This is a genomic window from Streptomyces sp. NPDC104096 (assembly GCF_055584385.1).
The window spans coordinates 1-15,136 of sequence record NZ_JBVJMD010000100.1 but is presented as its reverse complement, the minus strand read 5'-3'; the positions used below and the strand labels follow the sequence as shown (position 1 = coordinate 15,136).

The window sequence follows — 15,136 nt, the reverse complement described above, 5'->3', positions numbered from 1 at the left end:
CGTCCGGCTCCGCCGCCGCCCGCCGCCCCCCGCCGGGCCGCCCGCGCCCGCCCCGGGGGGGGGGGGGGGGGCCGGCGCGCCCCCCCCCGCCGCCCCCGCCCCCCCCCCCCCCCGACGGGGTCAGAACCCGTGTCGCATTCCGCCGTCGACCGGCAGCATGAGGCCGGTCAGGTAGGACGCGGCCGGTGACAGCAGGAACGCCGCCACCCGCCCGAACTCCTCCGGAGTCCCGTACCGCCGCAGGGGGATGCGGGACTCGTTCGCCGCCCGGGTCGCCTCCGGGTCCGCCGAGTAGCTGTCCAGCTCGCGCACCCGGTCGGTGTCGATGCGCGACGGCAGCAGCCCGACGACCCGGATGCCGCGCGGCCCCAGCTCGTCGGAGAGGGACTTGGCGAACCCGGCCAGACCCGGCCGCAGCCCGTTGGAGATGGTCAGCGCCGGGATCGGTTCGTGCACCGAGCCGGACAGCACGAACCCGATGACGCCGCCGGACTCCAGCTCCCCGGCCGCCGTCCGGGCGAGCCGCACCGCGCCCAGGAACACCGACTCGAACGCCGTACGCCACTGGTCGTCGGTGTTGTCGGCGACGAAGCCGGGCGGCGGGCCGCCGACGCTGACGAGGATGCCGTCGAAGCCGCCGAAGTGCTCGCGCGCGGCGGCGATCAGCCGGGCGGGGGCGTCCGCCTCGGCGTTGTCGACGGCCATCCCGACGGCGTTCGGGCCCAGCTCGGCCGCCGCGTCCGCGACCCGCTCAGCGTCCCGCCCGGTGACGACCACCTTCGCGCCGTCGGCCACCAGCTCGCGCGCGACGGCGTTGCCCAGTCCGCGGGTGGCGCCGGTGACGACGTACACCCGGTCCTTCAGTCCAAGATCCATGGCCCCTATCCTGCCCCGCCGTCCCCGGACAGGGCGAGGGCGGTGTTCACCAGGCCGATGTGGCTGAACGCCTGCGGGAAGTTGCCGAGCTGACGGCGGGCCACCGGGTCGTACTCCTCGGCCAGCAGCCCCACGTCGTTGGTGAGGCCCAGCAGCCGTTCGAACAGCTCGCGGGCCTCCTGGGTGCGGCCCGTCATGTGCAGCGCGTCCGCGAGCCAGAACGAGCAGGCCAGGAAGGCGCCCTCGCCGCCAGGCAGTCCGTCGACCGGGGTGTCCTCGGCGTCGTAACGGCGGACGAAGCCGCCGTGGCCCAGCTCCGCGCGGACCGCGTCCACCGTGCCGATCACCCGTGGGTCGTCCGGGGGCAGGAAGCCGACGCGCGGGATGAGCAGCAGCGCGGCGTCGAGTTCGCGTGAGCCGTAGTACTGCGTGAAGGTGTTGCGCTCGGAGTCGTAGCCCTTCTCGCACACCTCCTCGTGCACCTCGTCGCGCAGCGCGCGCCAGGCGTCCGCGTCGCCGGGCAGGTCCGGATGCTCCTCCAGCGTGCGCACCGCCCGGTCGGCGGCCACCCACACCATCACCTTCGAGTGCACGAACTGGCGGCGGCCGCCGCGCACCTCCCACAGGCCCTCGTCCGGCTGCCGCCAGGCCGACTCCAGGAATTGGAGCAGAGCGCCCTGCATGGCCCACATGTGCGGTTTGGCCGACAGCCCCGAGGACCGGGCCAGGTACAGCGAGTCCATGACCTCGCCGTAGACGTCCAGCTGAAGCTGGGTCACGGCGTCGTTGCCGGACCGCACGGGCGCCGAGCCGCTGTAACCGGCGAGCCAGGGCAGTTCCGTCTCCGGCAACCGCCGCTCGCCGGCCAGGCCGTACATGATCTGGAGGTCCGCCGGGTCACCCGCGACCGCGCGCAGCAGCCAGTCCCGCCAGGCCGCGGCCTCCTTGTGGTAGCCCGCCGACAGCAGGGCGCCCAGGGTGAGGGTGGAGTCGCGCAGCCAGCAGAAGCGGTAGTCCCAGTTGCGTACCCCGCCCAGCTCCTCCGGCAGCGAGGTGGTGGCCGCGGCGACGATGCCGCCGGTGGGCGCGTAGCTGAGGGCCTTGAGGGTGATCAGGGAGCGTACGACGGCGTCCCGGTAGGGGCCCTTGTACGTGCAGTGGCCCACCCAGCTGCGCCAGTCGGCGACACTGCTGCTCAGCGCCTCGTAGGGGTCGACCAGCGGCGGCCGCGCCTCGTGCGAGGGGTGCCAGGTGAGGACGAACGCGACCCGCTCGCCCGCGCCGACGGTGAACTCCGACTGCGTGCTGAAGTCCTCGCCCCAGGTGTGCACCGCGGGTTCGCTGCGCAGCCACACCGAGTCCGGGCCGGCCACGGCGATCCGGTGGCCGTCGGAGCGGCGCATCCACGGGACGATCGAGCCGTAGTCGAAGCGCAGCCGCAGCGTGCTGCGCACGGTGACCCGCCCGCTGACCCCTTCCACGATGCGTACGACGTCGGGGGCGTGCTCGCGCTGGGGCATCAGGTCGGTGACCCGGACCGTGCCGTCGGGGGTGTCCCACTCGGTGTCGAGGACGAGGGTGTCGGGCCGGTAGGCACGCCGTGTGCAGGGGCCCTCGACGTCCTTGGGGGCGATCCGCCAGTGACCGTTGTCCTCGTCGCCGAGCAGTCGGGCGAAGCAGGCCGCCGAGTCGAAGCGGGGGACGCACAGCCAGTCGACGGAGCCGTCCCGGCCGACCAGGGCGGCGGTCTGTTCGTCGCCGATGAGGGCGTAGTCCTCGATGGGGGGGTGCACGGGTTTCCGGGTTCCCGGTGGGCCGACCGGGCAATCAGCGGATACGGCCGGGTGGGTGAGGGCGACCCCGGACCGTCGGGCCGGGCGGGTGAGTGCGACCCCGGACCGTCGGGCCGGGCGGGTGAGGGCGGCCCTACACCGCCGCCGGTTCGGCCTCGGGCGCCGTGCTCGCCGCCGCGGCCTCCGCCCGGTCGCGGCGCTCGCGCCGGACCAGCACCCACCAGCCCACCGGGACGCCCGCGGCGAACAGCCACCACTGGATCATGTAGGCGTAGTTCAGCGGCGCGTCCTCCTTGCCCGGGTCGGAGATCTGCTGCGGGCTGCCGTCCTTCGCCTCCGGCGCCGTCTGCTGGATGTAGCCGCCCAGCACCCCGGCACCGAGCCGCCGGGCCTCCTCCGCGCTGTTGATCAGCATGATCTGGCGGTCCGGCAGGCCCTTGATGTCCTTGATGCCGCTGGCCGCGGTCGTCTCGTCGGGCATCAGCCGTCCGGTGACCGTGGTCCGGCCCGCGGGCGGCGCGGGGATCTTCGGGAAGGCGGTCTGCACTCCGTTCGCGGGGATCCAGCCCCGGTTGACCAGCAGCACCCTGCCGTCCGCGAGGACGAACGGGGTCAGGACGTGGAAGCCGACCTCGTCGTCGGAGTTGACGCGGCGCCTGACGACGACCTCCCGGGAGGTGTCGAAGGTGCCCGTCGCGGTGACGGTGCGGTACCGCTCGGCACTGGTCACGGGGTGCCCGGGAGAGGTCAGCCGCTCGACCGGGACCGGCTCGGCGGTCAGCGCGTCGGAGACCAGCCGGTTGCGGGCGGTGCGCATCTCGTACCGGTGCATCTGCCAGATGCCCAGCTCGATCATCGTCGGGATGAGCGCGACGGCGACGAGGGTGACGAGCACCCACTGCCGGGACAACAGGAAGCGGTACACCCCACGACCGTACAACTCGGTCGTGGGGCGCGAACGGCCGGGTACCGGGTCAGACCTTGTCGACGATTCCCACCCTCCCCTCGGCGCGGGCGCAGTGACCGCCGCAGTACCAGTGGCCCTCGACCTCGACGCCCTGGCCGATGATCTGCACCCGACAGTGCTCGCAGATGGGGGCCATGCGATGGATCGCACAGGAGAAGCAGTCGAAGACGTGGACCGCGCCCTGCGCGTGCACCTCGAAGCTCATGCCGTAGTCGTTGCCGCAAACTTCGCATCTCGCCATGCGCCACAGGGTGGGCCGTCACCGCCCGGGGGGCGAGCGGCCGGTGGGCGAGTCGTGCGGCAATCACCCGTCCGTACGGGTCACTCCCCGGCGGGCTCCACGTCGCGCAGCAACTGTCCGAAGGCCGCCTCGTCGACGACCGGGGTGCCGAACTGGCGCGCCTTGACCACCTTCGACGTGCCCGAGTCGGGGTCGTTCGTCACCAGCAGGCTGGTCAGCCGGGACAGGCTGGTGGCCACGTGCAGCCCGGCGTCGGTCGCGCGGTCCTCCAGCAGTTCGCGGTCGGTCGAGGTGTCGCCCGAGAAGGCGACCCTCATGCCCTGCTTGAGCGGTTTGCCGTCTTCGTAGCGTCCCGGGTTGGGATGGGGGCATGCGGGCCGTTTCCGGGACGGGCGCCAACTGCTCTGCGCATGACCGCCGTAGCCGCCGCCCGCGCCGCCCGCCTGCCGGCCGGTCCGGGACGCGGGCCGGTCCTGCCACTCGGTCAGCGGCAGGCACTCGTGCAGCGGCAGCCGTACCCCGCCCGCCGCCGCGGCCCGCAGGCTGGGCCGGAACGCCTCCGCCAGCACGCGCGCGTCGTCCAGCGCGTGGTGCGCCCGCTGCTGTACGACGCCGAAATGGGCCGCCAGCGTCGCCAGCTTGTGGTTGGGCAGCGGCAGGCCCAGTTCCTTGGAGAGCGCGATGGTGCACAGCCGCTGGCGTACCGGCGCCTCGCGCTCGGCGCGCGCGTACTCGCGGGCGATCATCTGCCAGTCGAAGACGGCGTTGTGCGCGACCAGCACCCGGCCCGCCAGCCGCGCCGCGAACTCCTCGGCGATCTCCGGGAAGAGCGGCGCCCCCTCGAGCACGTCGCTCGTCAGGCCGTGGATCCAGACCGGGCCCGGATCCCGCTCCGGATTGACCAGTGTGTACCAGTGGTCCTCGACCTCGCCGCGCGCGTCCAGCCGGTACACGGCCGCGGAGATTATCCGGTCGTCCCGGGCCAGGCCCGTGGTCTCCACGTCGACGACCGCGTACCCCCGCGGATACGCGGCAGGCCACGACGGGGGGAGCGACGCTGCGGTCGTGTGGTCTTCGAGCATGGTCCATGAGGATACGGGCCCACACCGACAGCGCGGCGCACCGCCCGGGGGCGACCGGTTGCGCCCCGGGCGCGGCGCATCCCCGGCCGCGCCGGTCGGGCCGGGCGTCGGTGCGGCCCGCCGGGGCCGCGGATGGGATCCTCGCGGTGTGACGGAACCGACGCACGACGAGGCCCACGGCGGCGCGCTGGGCTCCCGGCTCAACTGGCTGCGCGCCGCGGTCCTCGGGGCCAACGACGGCATCGTCTCCACCGCGGGGCTGGTCGTCGGTGTGGCCGGCGCCACCCAGGAGCGCGCGGCACTGCTGACGGCGGGGCTGGCCGGGCTGCTCGCCGGGTCGCTGTCGATGGCGGCGGGGGAGTACGTGTCGGTGTCGACCCAACGGGACTCCGAGAAGGCGGCGCTGGCCGCGGAGAAACAGGAGCTGAAGGAGGAGCCCGAGGCCGAACTGGAGGAGCTCACCGGGCTGCTCCAGGAGCGCGGACTCTCCCGGGACGTGGCGCGGGAGGCGGCCGAGCAGCTCACGGAACGGGACGCGTTGAAGGCCCACGCGCGCGTGGAGCTCGGCATCGACCCCGACGACCTCGCCGACCCCTGGCACGCGGCCTGGGCGAGCTTCGCGGCGTTCACGGTGGGCGCGCTGCTGCCGCTGCTGGCCATCGTCCTGCCCCCGGCGCACTGGCGGCTGCCCGTCACCGTGGTGTCCGTGCTGGCCGCCCTGGTCCTGACCGGCTGGGCCAGCGCCCGGCTCGGGGCGGCGGCCCCGGGGCGCGCGGTGCTGCGCAACGTGGCGGGCGGGGCGGTGGCCATGGCGGTCACCTACGCGGTCGGGACGCTGCTGGGGGTGGCGGGGGCGTGACGGCGGGCCGCCCGTTGGCGGAGATCACCAAGAAGCAAGCGCGTACCTCCGGCAATACTTGTGGGTAACGGCATCTAGCTCCCCGGCGACCAGCGGTTCTACGGTGCGTCCATGCCGAACCTGCCCGACGTCGTGCTGTGGTCGATACCCGCCTTCGTGCTGCTCACCGTGATCGAGATGATCAGCGTCCGCCTCCATCCCGACGAGGACGCGGCCGGCTACGCGGCCAAGGACGCCGCGACGAGCGTCGGCATGGGGCTCGGCAGCCTCGTCTTCGACTTCTTCTGGAAGATCCCGATCGTCGCCCTCTACACGGCGGTCTACGCGGTGACCCCGCTGCGGGTGCCCGTCCTGTGGTGGACGATCCCGCTGATGCTGCTCGCCCAGGACTTCTTCTACTACTGGTCCCACCGCGGCCACCACGTCGTGCGCATCCTGTGGGCCTGCCACGTGGTCCACCACTCCAGCCGGAAGTTCAACCTCAGCACCGCCCTGCGCCAGCCGTGGACCTCGCTGACGTCCTGGCCGTTCTACCTCCCCCTCGTGGCCGCCGGTGTGCACCCGGCCGCGCTCGCGTTCTGCTCCTCCGTCAACCTCGTCTACCAGTTCTGGATCCACACCGAGCGGATCGACCGGCTGCCGCGGTGGTACGAGTTCGTGTTCAACACGCCGTCCCACCACCGGGTGCACCACGCCTCCCAGGGCGGCTACCTCGACCGCAACTTCGGCGGGATCCTGATCGTCTGGGACCGGCTGTTCGGATCGTTCGCGCCGGAGACCGAGCGGCCGGTGTACGGGCTGACGAAGAACATCGCCACCTACAACCCGCTGCGGGTCGCCACCCACGAGTACGCCGCCATCGCCAGGGACCTGAGGACGGCACGCGGTTGGCGCGAGCGCGCCGGACGGGTGTTCCGCGGACCGGGCTGGCAGCCGGCGCCGGCCGTGGGCGCCCCCGTCGGCGCTCCCGTCGAGGAGGCCGGCGCCGCATGAGAGCCGCCCGCCTCCTGCTCGCCGCCTTCGGCCTGGTCGCCGCGGCCGACCTGGTCTTCGTGCTGACCGGCGCGGACACCGGGCACACGGTCGCCAAGTCGCTGCTGATGCCGCTCCTCGCCGCCTGCGCCGTCCTGCGCGGCGCGCCCCGCCCGCTGGTCGCCGCCCTCCTGTGCGGCTGGGCCGGCGACATCCTGCTGCTGTCCGACGCGGAGCCCGCCTTCCTCGCTGGGATGGCCGCCTTCGCCGCCGGTCACGTCTGCTATCTCACCCTGTTCCGCACCGCGGGCTCGCCACGCGTGCGTGCCGCTCTGCTCGTGCCCGGCTACGCCGTGGTCCTGCTCACCCTCGTGGCGCTGCTGTGGCCGGACCTGCCCGCGGGCCTGCGCGTCCCGGTCGCCGCCTACAGCGCCCTGCTCACCGCCATGGCCTGTGCCGCGGCCGGCCGGTCCGGGCTCGTCGCGGGGCTCGGCGGCGCGCTGTTCATGGTCTCCGACACCCTCATCGCGACCTCTCTCGCCGACTGGCCGCAGCCGCCGTACCCCGGCTTCTGGGTCATGCTGACCTATGCCGCCGCGCAGTTCCTGCTGGTCCAGGGCACCCTCGGTGAGCGGCGGGCGCCCGCGGCGACGTACGGTGAAGTGCGCTCGACCACCCCCTGAGCGCACCGCACCGCACGAACCCGCACGAGAAGGACCCTCGACATGCGCGCCACCACCATCCACGCCCCCTACGACATGCGGGTGGAGGACGTGCCCGACCCGGTGGTGCAGCTGCCCACCGACGCCGTGGTCAGGGTGCTGCGCGCCTGCATCTGCGGCAGCGACCTGTGGGCCTACCGCGGCACCGCGGCCCGGCAGCCGGGGCAGCGGATCGGCCACGAGTTCCTCGGTGTGGTCGAGGAGACCGGCGGCGAGGTGACCGGCTTCCGGCGCGGCGATCTCGTCGTCGCCCCCTTCATGTGGTCCGACGGCGTCTGCGACTACTGCCGGGAGGGCCTGACGACGTCCTGCGAGCACGGCGGGTTCTGGGGCGCCGTCGGACACGACGGCGGCCAGGGCGAGGCCGTGCGCGTCCCCTTCGCCGACGGCACGCTCGTGCGGCTGCCCAAGGAGGCGGCCTCCGACGACCGGCTGCTGACCGCCCTGCTCACCCTCTCCGACGTGCTCGGCACCGGCCACCACGCCGCCCTCGGCGCGGGGGCCCGCCCGGGCGCCACGGTCGCCGTCGTCGGCGACGGGGCCGTCGGCCTGTGCGCGGTGCTGGCCGCCAAGCGGCTCGGCGCGGAGCGGATCATCGCGCTGGGCCGGCACGAGGTCCGTACCGACATCGCCCGCCGTTTCGGCGCCACCGACGTCGTCGCCGAGCGCGGCGAGGCGGCCGTCGCGGCGGTCCGTGAGCTCACCCGCGGCCAGGGCGCGCACTGCGTGGTCGAGGCGGTCGGCACCGAACAGTCGATGCGGACGGCCGTGGAGGTCACCCGGGACGGCGGCGCCATCGGTTTCGTGGGCGTGCCCCACGGCAGCGGCACCGGACTCGACCTCGGTGTCATGTTCGACCGGAACATCGCCCTGCGCGGCGGCGTGGCACCGGTCCGCACCTACATCCCCGACCTGCTGCCCGACGTCCTCGACGGCACGGTCGACCCGTCGCCCGTCTTCGACATGACGGTCGGCGTCGAGGGCGTCCCCGACGGCTACAAGGCGATGGACGAGCGCACCGCCCTCAAGGTCCTCGTCACCAACGGCTGAGCCCCAGCGCCGCCGCCCGCCCGGCCCGCGCGGGCCGGGCGGCCGCCGGTCAGCCCCAGCGGATCGGCAGCGGCAGCGCCGTCAGCAGTCCCGACACCGCGACCACCACTCCCAGCGCGACGGCCTCGGCCCGCGCGGGGGAGACGGCGGTCAGCGGGTCGGGGGCGCGGCGCAGCCGGATCCGCGCCCACAGGGCCAGCACGGCGACGGCGGCCACGAGGAGGACCTTGGCGAGCAGGGCGCGCCCGTACGCCGTCGTCGTCAACTGGTCCAGGACCGTGTCCGCGGGCATCCGGCGCAGCGTGCTCCACACGCCCGTCGCGGTGATCACCGCCAGCAGTACGGCCGCCACGCGCGCGTAGCGGCCCAGCAGCGCCGTGCCCGCCGCACTCCCGCGCCACGGCCCGAGGACGCGCAGCACCCGCAGCAGACCGCCCGCCCACAGCGCGGCACAGACCAGATGGACGAGCGTCAGCGCCGAGCCCGTCGACGCGCCGTGCTCGGCCGGGGGATGCGCGCGCAGCGCCTCCGCGACGGCCACCGCGGCCAGCGGCACCACCTGGCTGCCCGGCCGGCGCGACAGCGCGCACAGACCCGCCACGGCGAAGCCGTTGACCTCCAGCAGCGCGAGCCTTCCGTCGTACGAGCGGTACAGGCCGCCGACGTCGATCTGCGCGAGGCCGTGCGGCACCAGGTTCCCGGTGGCGACGACCGAGGCGAGCGCCAGCGCCGCGAGGAATCCGGCGGCGGCCGCGTACGGTGCCCAGGCGCGCGGCGCCCCGGCGGGCGCACCGGGCACCCGTGCGGCCAGCCGGTCGGCGAGGAGCTCGCCCGCCGGGACGCACAGCGCCCCGAAGAGCACCGTCCGCAGCAGCGCGATGCCCCTGGTGGCGGGCGCGGCGGCCTCGCCCGTGCCGTCCAGCGCGGCGGACGGCCCGAGCAGCGGGACCAGCGCGCCGAGCGCCACCAGCACCAGCACGGCGACGGCCGGCCCCTTGCCGGGGCGGCCGTCGGCGCTCGCCCCACCGGGGGCGGAGGCCTCGGAGACCGGTCGTGTCGAAGTCACGTCAGGATCGTCGCCAGCCCGCACAGAACGGGGCAACTCCATCGGGACAACTGACAAGTCGCCTTCCGCACCGGCAGCGCGACTCGGGCCGGCCGGACCGGCCTTCGCTCACGCCCAGCGCGCCTCGTCCGCGCCCCACGGTCCCGGCGGCCGCGCCCAGTCGGCCGGCCCGCCCTCGAAGGACACCGGCGGCAGCGCGTACCGCAGCCGCCCGATCCCGCTGCCGGTCCCGGCCAGCCACGGCTCGGGACCGTCGTACGGTACGGCCCCGGGCACCCCCGGCGTGATCTCCGTGAGCCAGGCCGCCGTCCGCGCCAGCGCCAGCCCGACGAACCGGCTGCCGCCCTCGTACGACTGCTCGGTCAGCGCCCGCAGCACCCCCGCGGCGAGCAGATAGCCCGTGCCGTGGTCGAGGGCCTGGGCCGGCAGTGCGCCGGGCCGCTCCGGCGACCCCTCGGCGGCCGCGATCCCGGTGGCCACCTGCACCAGGCTGTCGAAGCCGCGCCGTCCGCCCCACGGCCCGTACGCGCCCCACGCCGACAGCTGCGCCACCACCACCCCGGGCCTGCGCTCGGCGAGCGCCTCGGGGGAGAGCCCGAACCGGTCCAGGGCACCCGGCCGGTACCCGGTGACCACCACGTCGGCCGCCGCGAGCAACTCCTCGAAGGCCCGCCGGTCGGTCGCCAGGTCCAGTACCGCCGACCGCTTCCCGAAGCCCGTGTCGGCGTGCGCGTCGGGGAGTTCGGGCAGCTGCGGGGGGTCGACGCGCAGCACGTCGGCGCCCAGCAGGGCGAGTGTGCGGGTGGCGACCGGACCGGCGATCACCCGGGTGAGGTCCAGGACGCGCAGCCCGGCGGCGGGCCGCAGCGGACCGCCGCCGACCGGGGCGAGCGCGCGCACGGGCGCGGAGTCCAGCCGTGCGCGCTCCACCAGCGGCCGTCCGGCGAGCGCGGCCGCCTGCGGGTGCGCGGCCCACTCCCGCGCGGTGCGCAGGGCGACGGCGAGGCCGCCCGCCGCGTACACCCTCTCCTCCACCGCGAGGGCGGACCGCCCGGCCAGCCGGCCGGCCACGTCGTCCACGGTCGCGTCGTCACCGAGCCCCAGCGCACCCAGCAACCGCGCCCGGTGGTGCGGGTAGTTGGCGTGGGTGCGCACCCAGCCGTCGGCGGTCCGCCACAGCCGCGACAGCGGCGCGAAGGCGACCGGAGCCCGTCCGTCGACCAAGAGGTGCCGCTCACTGACGAACGCGGTCGCCACGGCCCCGTCGTCCACGTGGACCCCGGGCACCCGGGGCAGTCCGGCCCGCCGCGCCCCGAGTTCGGCGGCGGCCAGCGCGCAGGCGCCCACGCACATCCGCGCCAGCTCCCGCACCGGAAGCCGGGCCGCGAGGGCTCCGTGCCGTACGACGGTCGAGCCGTGCACGAGGAGGGCGGGATCACCGCCCAGCGCGGTCCACGCGTACTTGATTCCAGTCATGACTGCACTATGCAGTATTGATTGAATCAAGATTCAATCAATATGTGGGGCAGGACATGGACGGCACCGGGACGCCGGACGGGCCGGGGGATGCCCCCGGCCCGTCCGCCGCCCGTCCGGGGGCTACTTCACCGCGCGCAGCGCGTTGACGACGCCGAAGCCGTAGAAGCCGTTGACGCGCTTGCCGCCCACGCAGGTCGCGTCCACGACCCCGTCGCCGTCACCGTCGTACGGCGCGGTCGGGCAACCGGGGTTGTCCGCCTGCGCCTTCAGCAGCGCCTGGAGCATCGCGGGCGTCGCCTTCGGGTGGGACGACTTCAGCAGCGCGGCCACCGCGGCCACGTGCGGGGAGGCCATCGAGGTGCCCTGGAGGAACCCGTACTGGTTGTTGGGCAGCGTCGACAGGATGCGGCCGTTCTTCGACGGCGTGTCCGGGATCTGGTACTTGTCGCCGCCAGGACCCGCGACGTCGACGACCCCGTCGCCGTAGCTGGAGTAGTACGACTTGGCGCCCTTGACGCCCGTCGCGCTCACGGTGACGACACCCGGCAACTGGGTCGGGATGTCGAAGCACTTGTGCGGGTCGACCGTCCGGGTCACGGCGGTCGAGTCGTCCGGGCTGGAGTCGTCGACCAGGGCGTCGGAGTCGAGGTCGTCATTGGAGTTGCCCGCCGAGGCGACGTTCAGCGTGCCCTTCGAACGGGCGTAGAGCTGCGCCCTGTTGACCGCGTCGACGATGGCCTTCTGGTCCGGGTCGTCCATGCAGTTGTACAGCCAGGGGTCGATGTAATAGCTGTTGTTGGTGATCTCCACGCCGTGATCGGCGGCGAAGACGAACGCGCACACCACGCTCTCCGGGAAGAACAGGCTGTTCGCGTCCGGCTGGGCCACCGTGATGCTCGCGACCTTCACACCGGGGGCGACGCCCGCGACCCCGACGCCGTTGCGCGCCGCGGCTATCTCGCCCGCCACATGGGTGCCGTGGTAGTGGTCGGCGTCGACCGGCCGCCAGGCGCCGTACGTCGTGTCCGGCTTGCCGCTCACACAGTTGGCGGACTGCGAGGCGGAGAAGTTCGGGGCGATGTCGGGGTGGGTGTCGTCCACGCCGGTGTCGATGACCGCGACGGTCACCTTCCGGCTGCCCGGGTTGATCGTGGCGGCCTTGTCGGCGCCTATCGCGCGCAGGTCCCACTGGTCGGCCTCGAGGGGCTCCTGGCCCGTGGCCGTGCTGCTCGCGGCCACCTTCGCGGCCTCCGCCCTGGACAGGTACTGGACCGCCCCCTCGTCCGTCGTGCCCTCCGCGGTGACCGGCGAGGTGCGCGTCGCGCCCGCCGACTGCACCCCGTGCACCTTGCGGATCTGCGCGGCGAAGCCCGGGTCGGAGGAGTGGGCGACGATCACACCGATCTTGTCGTACGTCACGACGACGGTGCCGCCGGCCGCGACGACCGCCTTCTCGACCGACGCGATCGTACGGTGGTCCACCTTGGTGTTGACGACGTACGCGAAGGTCCCCGCGTCGGCCTCCTGGGCCACGGACTGCGTGCGCGGCGCCGCCGAGGCCGCCGCCGGCAGGAAGCCGAGCGACGCGGTCAGGGACAGCACGACCGGTACGGCAAGGGCGAGTCGACGTCTCGAGGGCAGATGAGCCATGGGATCTCCACATCATCCGGAAACAAAACCGGCCCGAGACACAGGTCGTGCTCGGGCAGGTACATGACGGGTGGTGCAGAGTGAAGCTATCTTCCGGACTCCTTGGCCAGCAATGACTTTCGTGTACGACTTGGGAAATAAGCCCACCGAGTTGAACCGCGTCCGGCCGGGCGCCGTGACCTCGAACAGGGTGCGGGAGGGTGACCGCCCGCCCGCGCCCGTCGTTCACCGACGTCACCGCACCCGTAACGCGAGGAGACTCCGTGGCCACGGACGCACCGCCCCCTTCAAAAATCGAACACCGGCTGCCCTCCACAGAGGAGTTCGTCGCGGTGCAGGAGAGCGCAGAGTTCGGTGAGCTGCGCCGCTCCTACCGCTCGTTCGCCTTCCCGCTGACCGTCGCCTTCATCGCCTGGTACCTGCTGTTCGTCCTGCTGTCGAGCTACGCGGGCGACTTCATGGGCACCAAGCTGTTCGGCAACGTCAACGTGGCCCTGGTGCTGGGCCTCGCCCAGTTCCTCACCACCTTCCTCATCGCCTGGTGGACCGCGCGGCACGCCGCCGACCGGCTCGACCCCAAGGCCGAGGCCATCAAGTCCCGGATGGAGGGCGGCGCATGAGCCCCGCGATCACCCACGTACACCTCGCCGCGGGCGAGGCGAGCGAGCACCGGCCGCTGATCATCACCCTGTTCGCGGTCTTCGTCGCCGCGACCCTCGTCATCACCGTGTGGGCGGGCCGCCAGACCAAGGACGCCGCCGACTTCTACGCCGGCGGACGCCAGTTCACCGCCTTCCAGAACGGACTCGCCGTCTCCGGCGACTACATGTCCGCCGCGTCCTTCCTCGGCATCGCGGGCGCGATCGCCCTCTTCGGCTACGACGGCTTCCTGTACTCCATCGGCTTCCTGGTCGCCTGGCTGGTCGCCCTGCTCCTGGTGGCCGAACCGCTGCGAAACTCCGGCCGCTACACGATGGGCGACGTCCTGGCGTACCGCATGCGCCAGCGCCCGGTCCGCACGGCGGCCGGCACCTCCACCATCGTCGTGTCGATCTTCTACCTGCTGGCGCAGATGGCCGGCGCGGGCGTCCTGGTCTCGCTGCTGCTCGGCATCACCAGCGACGCCGGCAAGATCGGCATCGTCGCCCTGGTCGGCGTCCTGATGATCGTCTACGTCACCATCGGCGGCATGAAGGGCACCACCTGGGTCCAGATGGTCAAGGCGGTCCTGCTCATCGCGGGCGCCCTGCTGCTGACCTTCCTGGTCCTGCTCAAGTTCGACTTCAACGTCTCGGACCTGCTCGGCTCGGCCGCCGACAACAGCGGCAAGGGCTCCGCCTTCCTGGAGCCCGGACTGAAGTACGGCGCCACGGGCACCACCAAGCTCGACTTCATCTCGCTCGGCATCGCCCTGGTCCTCGGCACCGCCGGCCTGCCGCACATCCTGATCCGCTTCTACACGGTCCCCACCGCCAAGGCCGCCCGCAAGTCCGTGATCTGGGCGATCGGCCTGATCGGCGCCTTCTACCTGATGACCCTCGCCCTCGGCTTCGGCGCCGCCGCGCTCATCAAGCCCGACGAGATCATCGCCTCCAACAAGGCGGGCAACACCGCCGCCCCGCTGCTGGCGCTCCATCTCGGCGGCGTCGACTCCAACTGGGGCGCGATCCTGCTGGCGACCATCTCGGCGGTCGCCTTCGCCACGATCCTCGCGGTCGTCGCGGGCCTGACCCTGGCCTCCTCCTCGTCCTTCGCCCACGACATCTACGCCAACGTCATCAAGAAGGGCACCGCCACCGAGAAGCAGGAACTCGGCGCGGCCCGCTGGGCGACCGTCGGGATCGGCGCCGTCTCCATCGTGCTCGGCGCCCTCGCCCGCGACCTGAACGTGGCCGGCCTGGTCGCCCTCGCCTTCGCGGTCGCCGCCTCCGCCAACCTGCCGACCATCCTCTACAGCCTCTTCTGGAAGCGGTTCACCACCTCCGGGGCGCTGTGGTCGATCTACGGCGGCCTGGTCACGGCGGTCGGCCTGGTGCTGTTCTCGCCGGTCGTCTCGGGCAAGCCCACGTCGATGTTCCCGGACGTCGACTTCCACTGGTTCCCGCTGGAGAACCCGGGCATCATCTCGATCCCGGTCGGCTTCCTGCTCGGAGTCGTCGGCACCCTGCTGTCCAAGGAGACCCCCGACTCCGGCAAGTACGCCGAACTGGAGGTCAGGTCGCTGACCGGCACCGGAGCGCACTGACCGGCGCCGGTCCGCGGCCGCGCCGCCGGGACCGCGGGGTCCCGGCCGGGCCGGCCCCCCCGGGGCCGGGGGGCCCCCCCCCCGGCGCGGCAACACAACCCTATAGCCCAAGACGGAAAACCAGAGACCCACCG

Annotated in this window: 14 protein-coding genes; 6 read left to right on the top strand and 8 right to left on the bottom strand. The window is 73.4% G+C overall.

Annotated features, from left to right (window positions below; translation table 11 throughout):
* Positions 1-120: 120 nt before the first annotated feature.
* The 5 genes from ACZ60B_RS41235 to ACZ60B_RS41215 all read right to left on the bottom strand — a co-directional run bounded on the left by ACZ60B_RS41235 (position 121) and on the right by ACZ60B_RS41215 (position 4,959).
* Positions 121-876 (bottom strand): SDR family oxidoreductase, encoded by a 756-nt coding sequence (locus tag ACZ60B_RS41235; protein WP_469396815.1) that lies wholly within the window; start codon positions 874-876, stop codon positions 121-123.
* A 5-nt stretch (positions 877-881) separates the two neighbouring features.
* Positions 882-2,669 carry a glycoside hydrolase family 15 protein gene (locus ACZ60B_RS41230; RefSeq protein ID WP_469396812.1) on the bottom strand — a complete coding sequence of 596 codons (1,788 nt, stop codon included), beginning with the start codon at positions 2,667-2,669 and terminating at the stop codon, positions 882-884.
* A gap of 133 nt (positions 2,670-2,802) precedes the next feature.
* Complete coding sequence (locus ACZ60B_RS41225; protein WP_469396809.1) at positions 2,803-3,594, bottom strand: SURF1 family cytochrome oxidase biogenesis protein; 792 nt, start codon at positions 3,592-3,594, stop codon at positions 2,803-2,805.
* Between the two features lie 49 nt (positions 3,595-3,643).
* Positions 3,644-3,877 (bottom strand): hypothetical protein, encoded by a 234-nt coding sequence (locus ACZ60B_RS41220; protein WP_152894276.1) that lies wholly within the window; start codon positions 3,875-3,877, stop codon positions 3,644-3,646.
* Positions 3,878-3,957: 80 nt separating this feature from the next.
* The gene (locus ACZ60B_RS41215) at positions 3,958-4,959 is read right to left on the bottom strand and encodes a DEDDh family exonuclease (RefSeq protein WP_469396806.1); all 1,002 of its coding nucleotides are present in this window, start codon (positions 4,957-4,959) and stop codon (positions 3,958-3,960) included.
* 148 nt (positions 4,960-5,107) lie between these two features.
* On the opposite strand from ACZ60B_RS41215, the gene ACZ60B_RS41210 reads away from it, so the two are divergent.
* From ACZ60B_RS41210 to ACZ60B_RS41195, 4 genes are all read left to right on the top strand, one after another.
* Positions 5,108-5,818 (top strand): VIT1/CCC1 transporter family protein, encoded by a 711-nt coding sequence (locus ACZ60B_RS41210; protein WP_469396804.1) that lies wholly within the window; start codon positions 5,108-5,110, stop codon positions 5,816-5,818.
* 111 nt (positions 5,819-5,929) lie between these two features.
* On the top strand, positions 5,930-6,811 hold the full coding sequence (locus ACZ60B_RS41205) for a sterol desaturase family protein (protein WP_469396802.1): 882 nt from the start codon (positions 5,930-5,932) through the stop codon (positions 6,809-6,811).
* Entirely contained in the window at positions 6,808-7,473 is a 666-nt protein-coding gene (locus tag ACZ60B_RS41200; protein ID WP_469396799.1) for a lysoplasmalogenase, read from the top strand. Before ACZ60B_RS41205 ends, ACZ60B_RS41200 begins: the two co-directional genes overlap by 4 nt.
* 42 nt (positions 7,474-7,515) lie before the next feature.
* On the top strand, positions 7,516-8,562 hold the full coding sequence (locus tag ACZ60B_RS41195) for a zinc-dependent alcohol dehydrogenase family protein (RefSeq protein WP_469396797.1): 1,047 nt from the start codon (positions 7,516-7,518) through the stop codon (positions 8,560-8,562).
* Positions 8,563-8,611: 49 nt separating this feature from the next.
* On the opposite strand, the gene ACZ60B_RS41190 is transcribed toward ACZ60B_RS41195, so the two are convergent.
* The 3 genes from ACZ60B_RS41190 to ACZ60B_RS41180 all read right to left on the bottom strand — a co-directional run bounded on the left by ACZ60B_RS41190 (position 8,612) and on the right by ACZ60B_RS41180 (position 12,757).
* Positions 8,612-9,628, bottom strand: coding sequence for a CopD family protein (locus ACZ60B_RS41190; RefSeq protein ID WP_469396795.1), 1,017 nt, complete (start codon positions 9,626-9,628; stop codon positions 8,612-8,614).
* Positions 9,629-9,736: 108 nt separating this feature from the next.
* On the bottom strand, positions 9,737-11,104 hold the full coding sequence (locus tag ACZ60B_RS41185) for a CoA transferase (RefSeq protein WP_469396792.1): 1,368 nt from the start codon (positions 11,102-11,104) through the stop codon (positions 9,737-9,739).
* 123 nt (positions 11,105-11,227) lie between these two features.
* Entirely contained in the window at positions 11,228-12,757 is a 1,530-nt protein-coding gene (locus ACZ60B_RS41180) for a S8 family peptidase (protein WP_469396790.1), read from the bottom strand.
* 263 nt (positions 12,758-13,020) lie between these two features.
* On the opposite strand from ACZ60B_RS41180, the gene ACZ60B_RS41175 reads away from it, so the two are divergent.
* Complete coding sequence (locus ACZ60B_RS41175) at positions 13,021-13,377, top strand: DUF485 domain-containing protein (protein WP_469396788.1); 357 nt, start codon at positions 13,021-13,023, stop codon at positions 13,375-13,377.
* Complete coding sequence (locus tag ACZ60B_RS41170) at positions 13,374-15,002, top strand: solute symporter family protein (protein WP_469396786.1); 1,629 nt, start codon at positions 13,374-13,376, stop codon at positions 15,000-15,002. The genes ACZ60B_RS41175 and ACZ60B_RS41170 overlap by 4 nt, the downstream gene beginning before the upstream one ends.
* Positions 15,003-15,136: the final 134 nt, after the last annotated feature.

Bases quoted from the DNA above. Each gene is read 5' to 3' on its own strand.
- ACZ60B_RS41235 (WP_469396815.1), bottom strand. From the start codon at position 876: ATGGATCTTGGACTGAAGGACCGGGTGTACGTCGTCACCGGCGCCACC.
- ACZ60B_RS41220 (WP_152894276.1), bottom strand. From the start codon at position 3,877: ATGGCGAGATGCGAAGTTTGCGGCAACGACTACGGCATGAGCTTCGAG.
- ACZ60B_RS41215 (WP_469396806.1), bottom strand. From the start codon at position 4,959: ATGCTCGAAGACCACACGACCGCAGCGTCGCTCCCCCCGTCGTGGCCT.
- ACZ60B_RS41205 (WP_469396802.1), top strand. From the start codon at position 5,930: ATGCCGAACCTGCCCGACGTCGTGCTGTGGTCGATACCCGCCTTCGTG.
- ACZ60B_RS41200 (WP_469396799.1), top strand. From the start codon at position 6,808: ATGAGAGCCGCCCGCCTCCTGCTCGCCGCCTTCGGCCTGGTCGCCGCG.
- ACZ60B_RS41195 (WP_469396797.1), top strand. From the start codon at position 7,516: ATGCGCGCCACCACCATCCACGCCCCCTACGACATGCGGGTGGAGGAC.
- ACZ60B_RS41185 (WP_469396792.1), bottom strand. From the start codon at position 11,104: ATGACTGGAATCAAGTACGCGTGGACCGCGCTGGGCGGTGATCCCGCC.
- ACZ60B_RS41180 (WP_469396790.1), bottom strand. From the start codon at position 12,757: ATGGCTCATCTGCCCTCGAGACGTCGACTCGCCCTTGCCGTACCGGTC.
- ACZ60B_RS41170 (WP_469396786.1), top strand. From the start codon at position 13,374: ATGAGCCCCGCGATCACCCACGTACACCTCGCCGCGGGCGAGGCGAGC.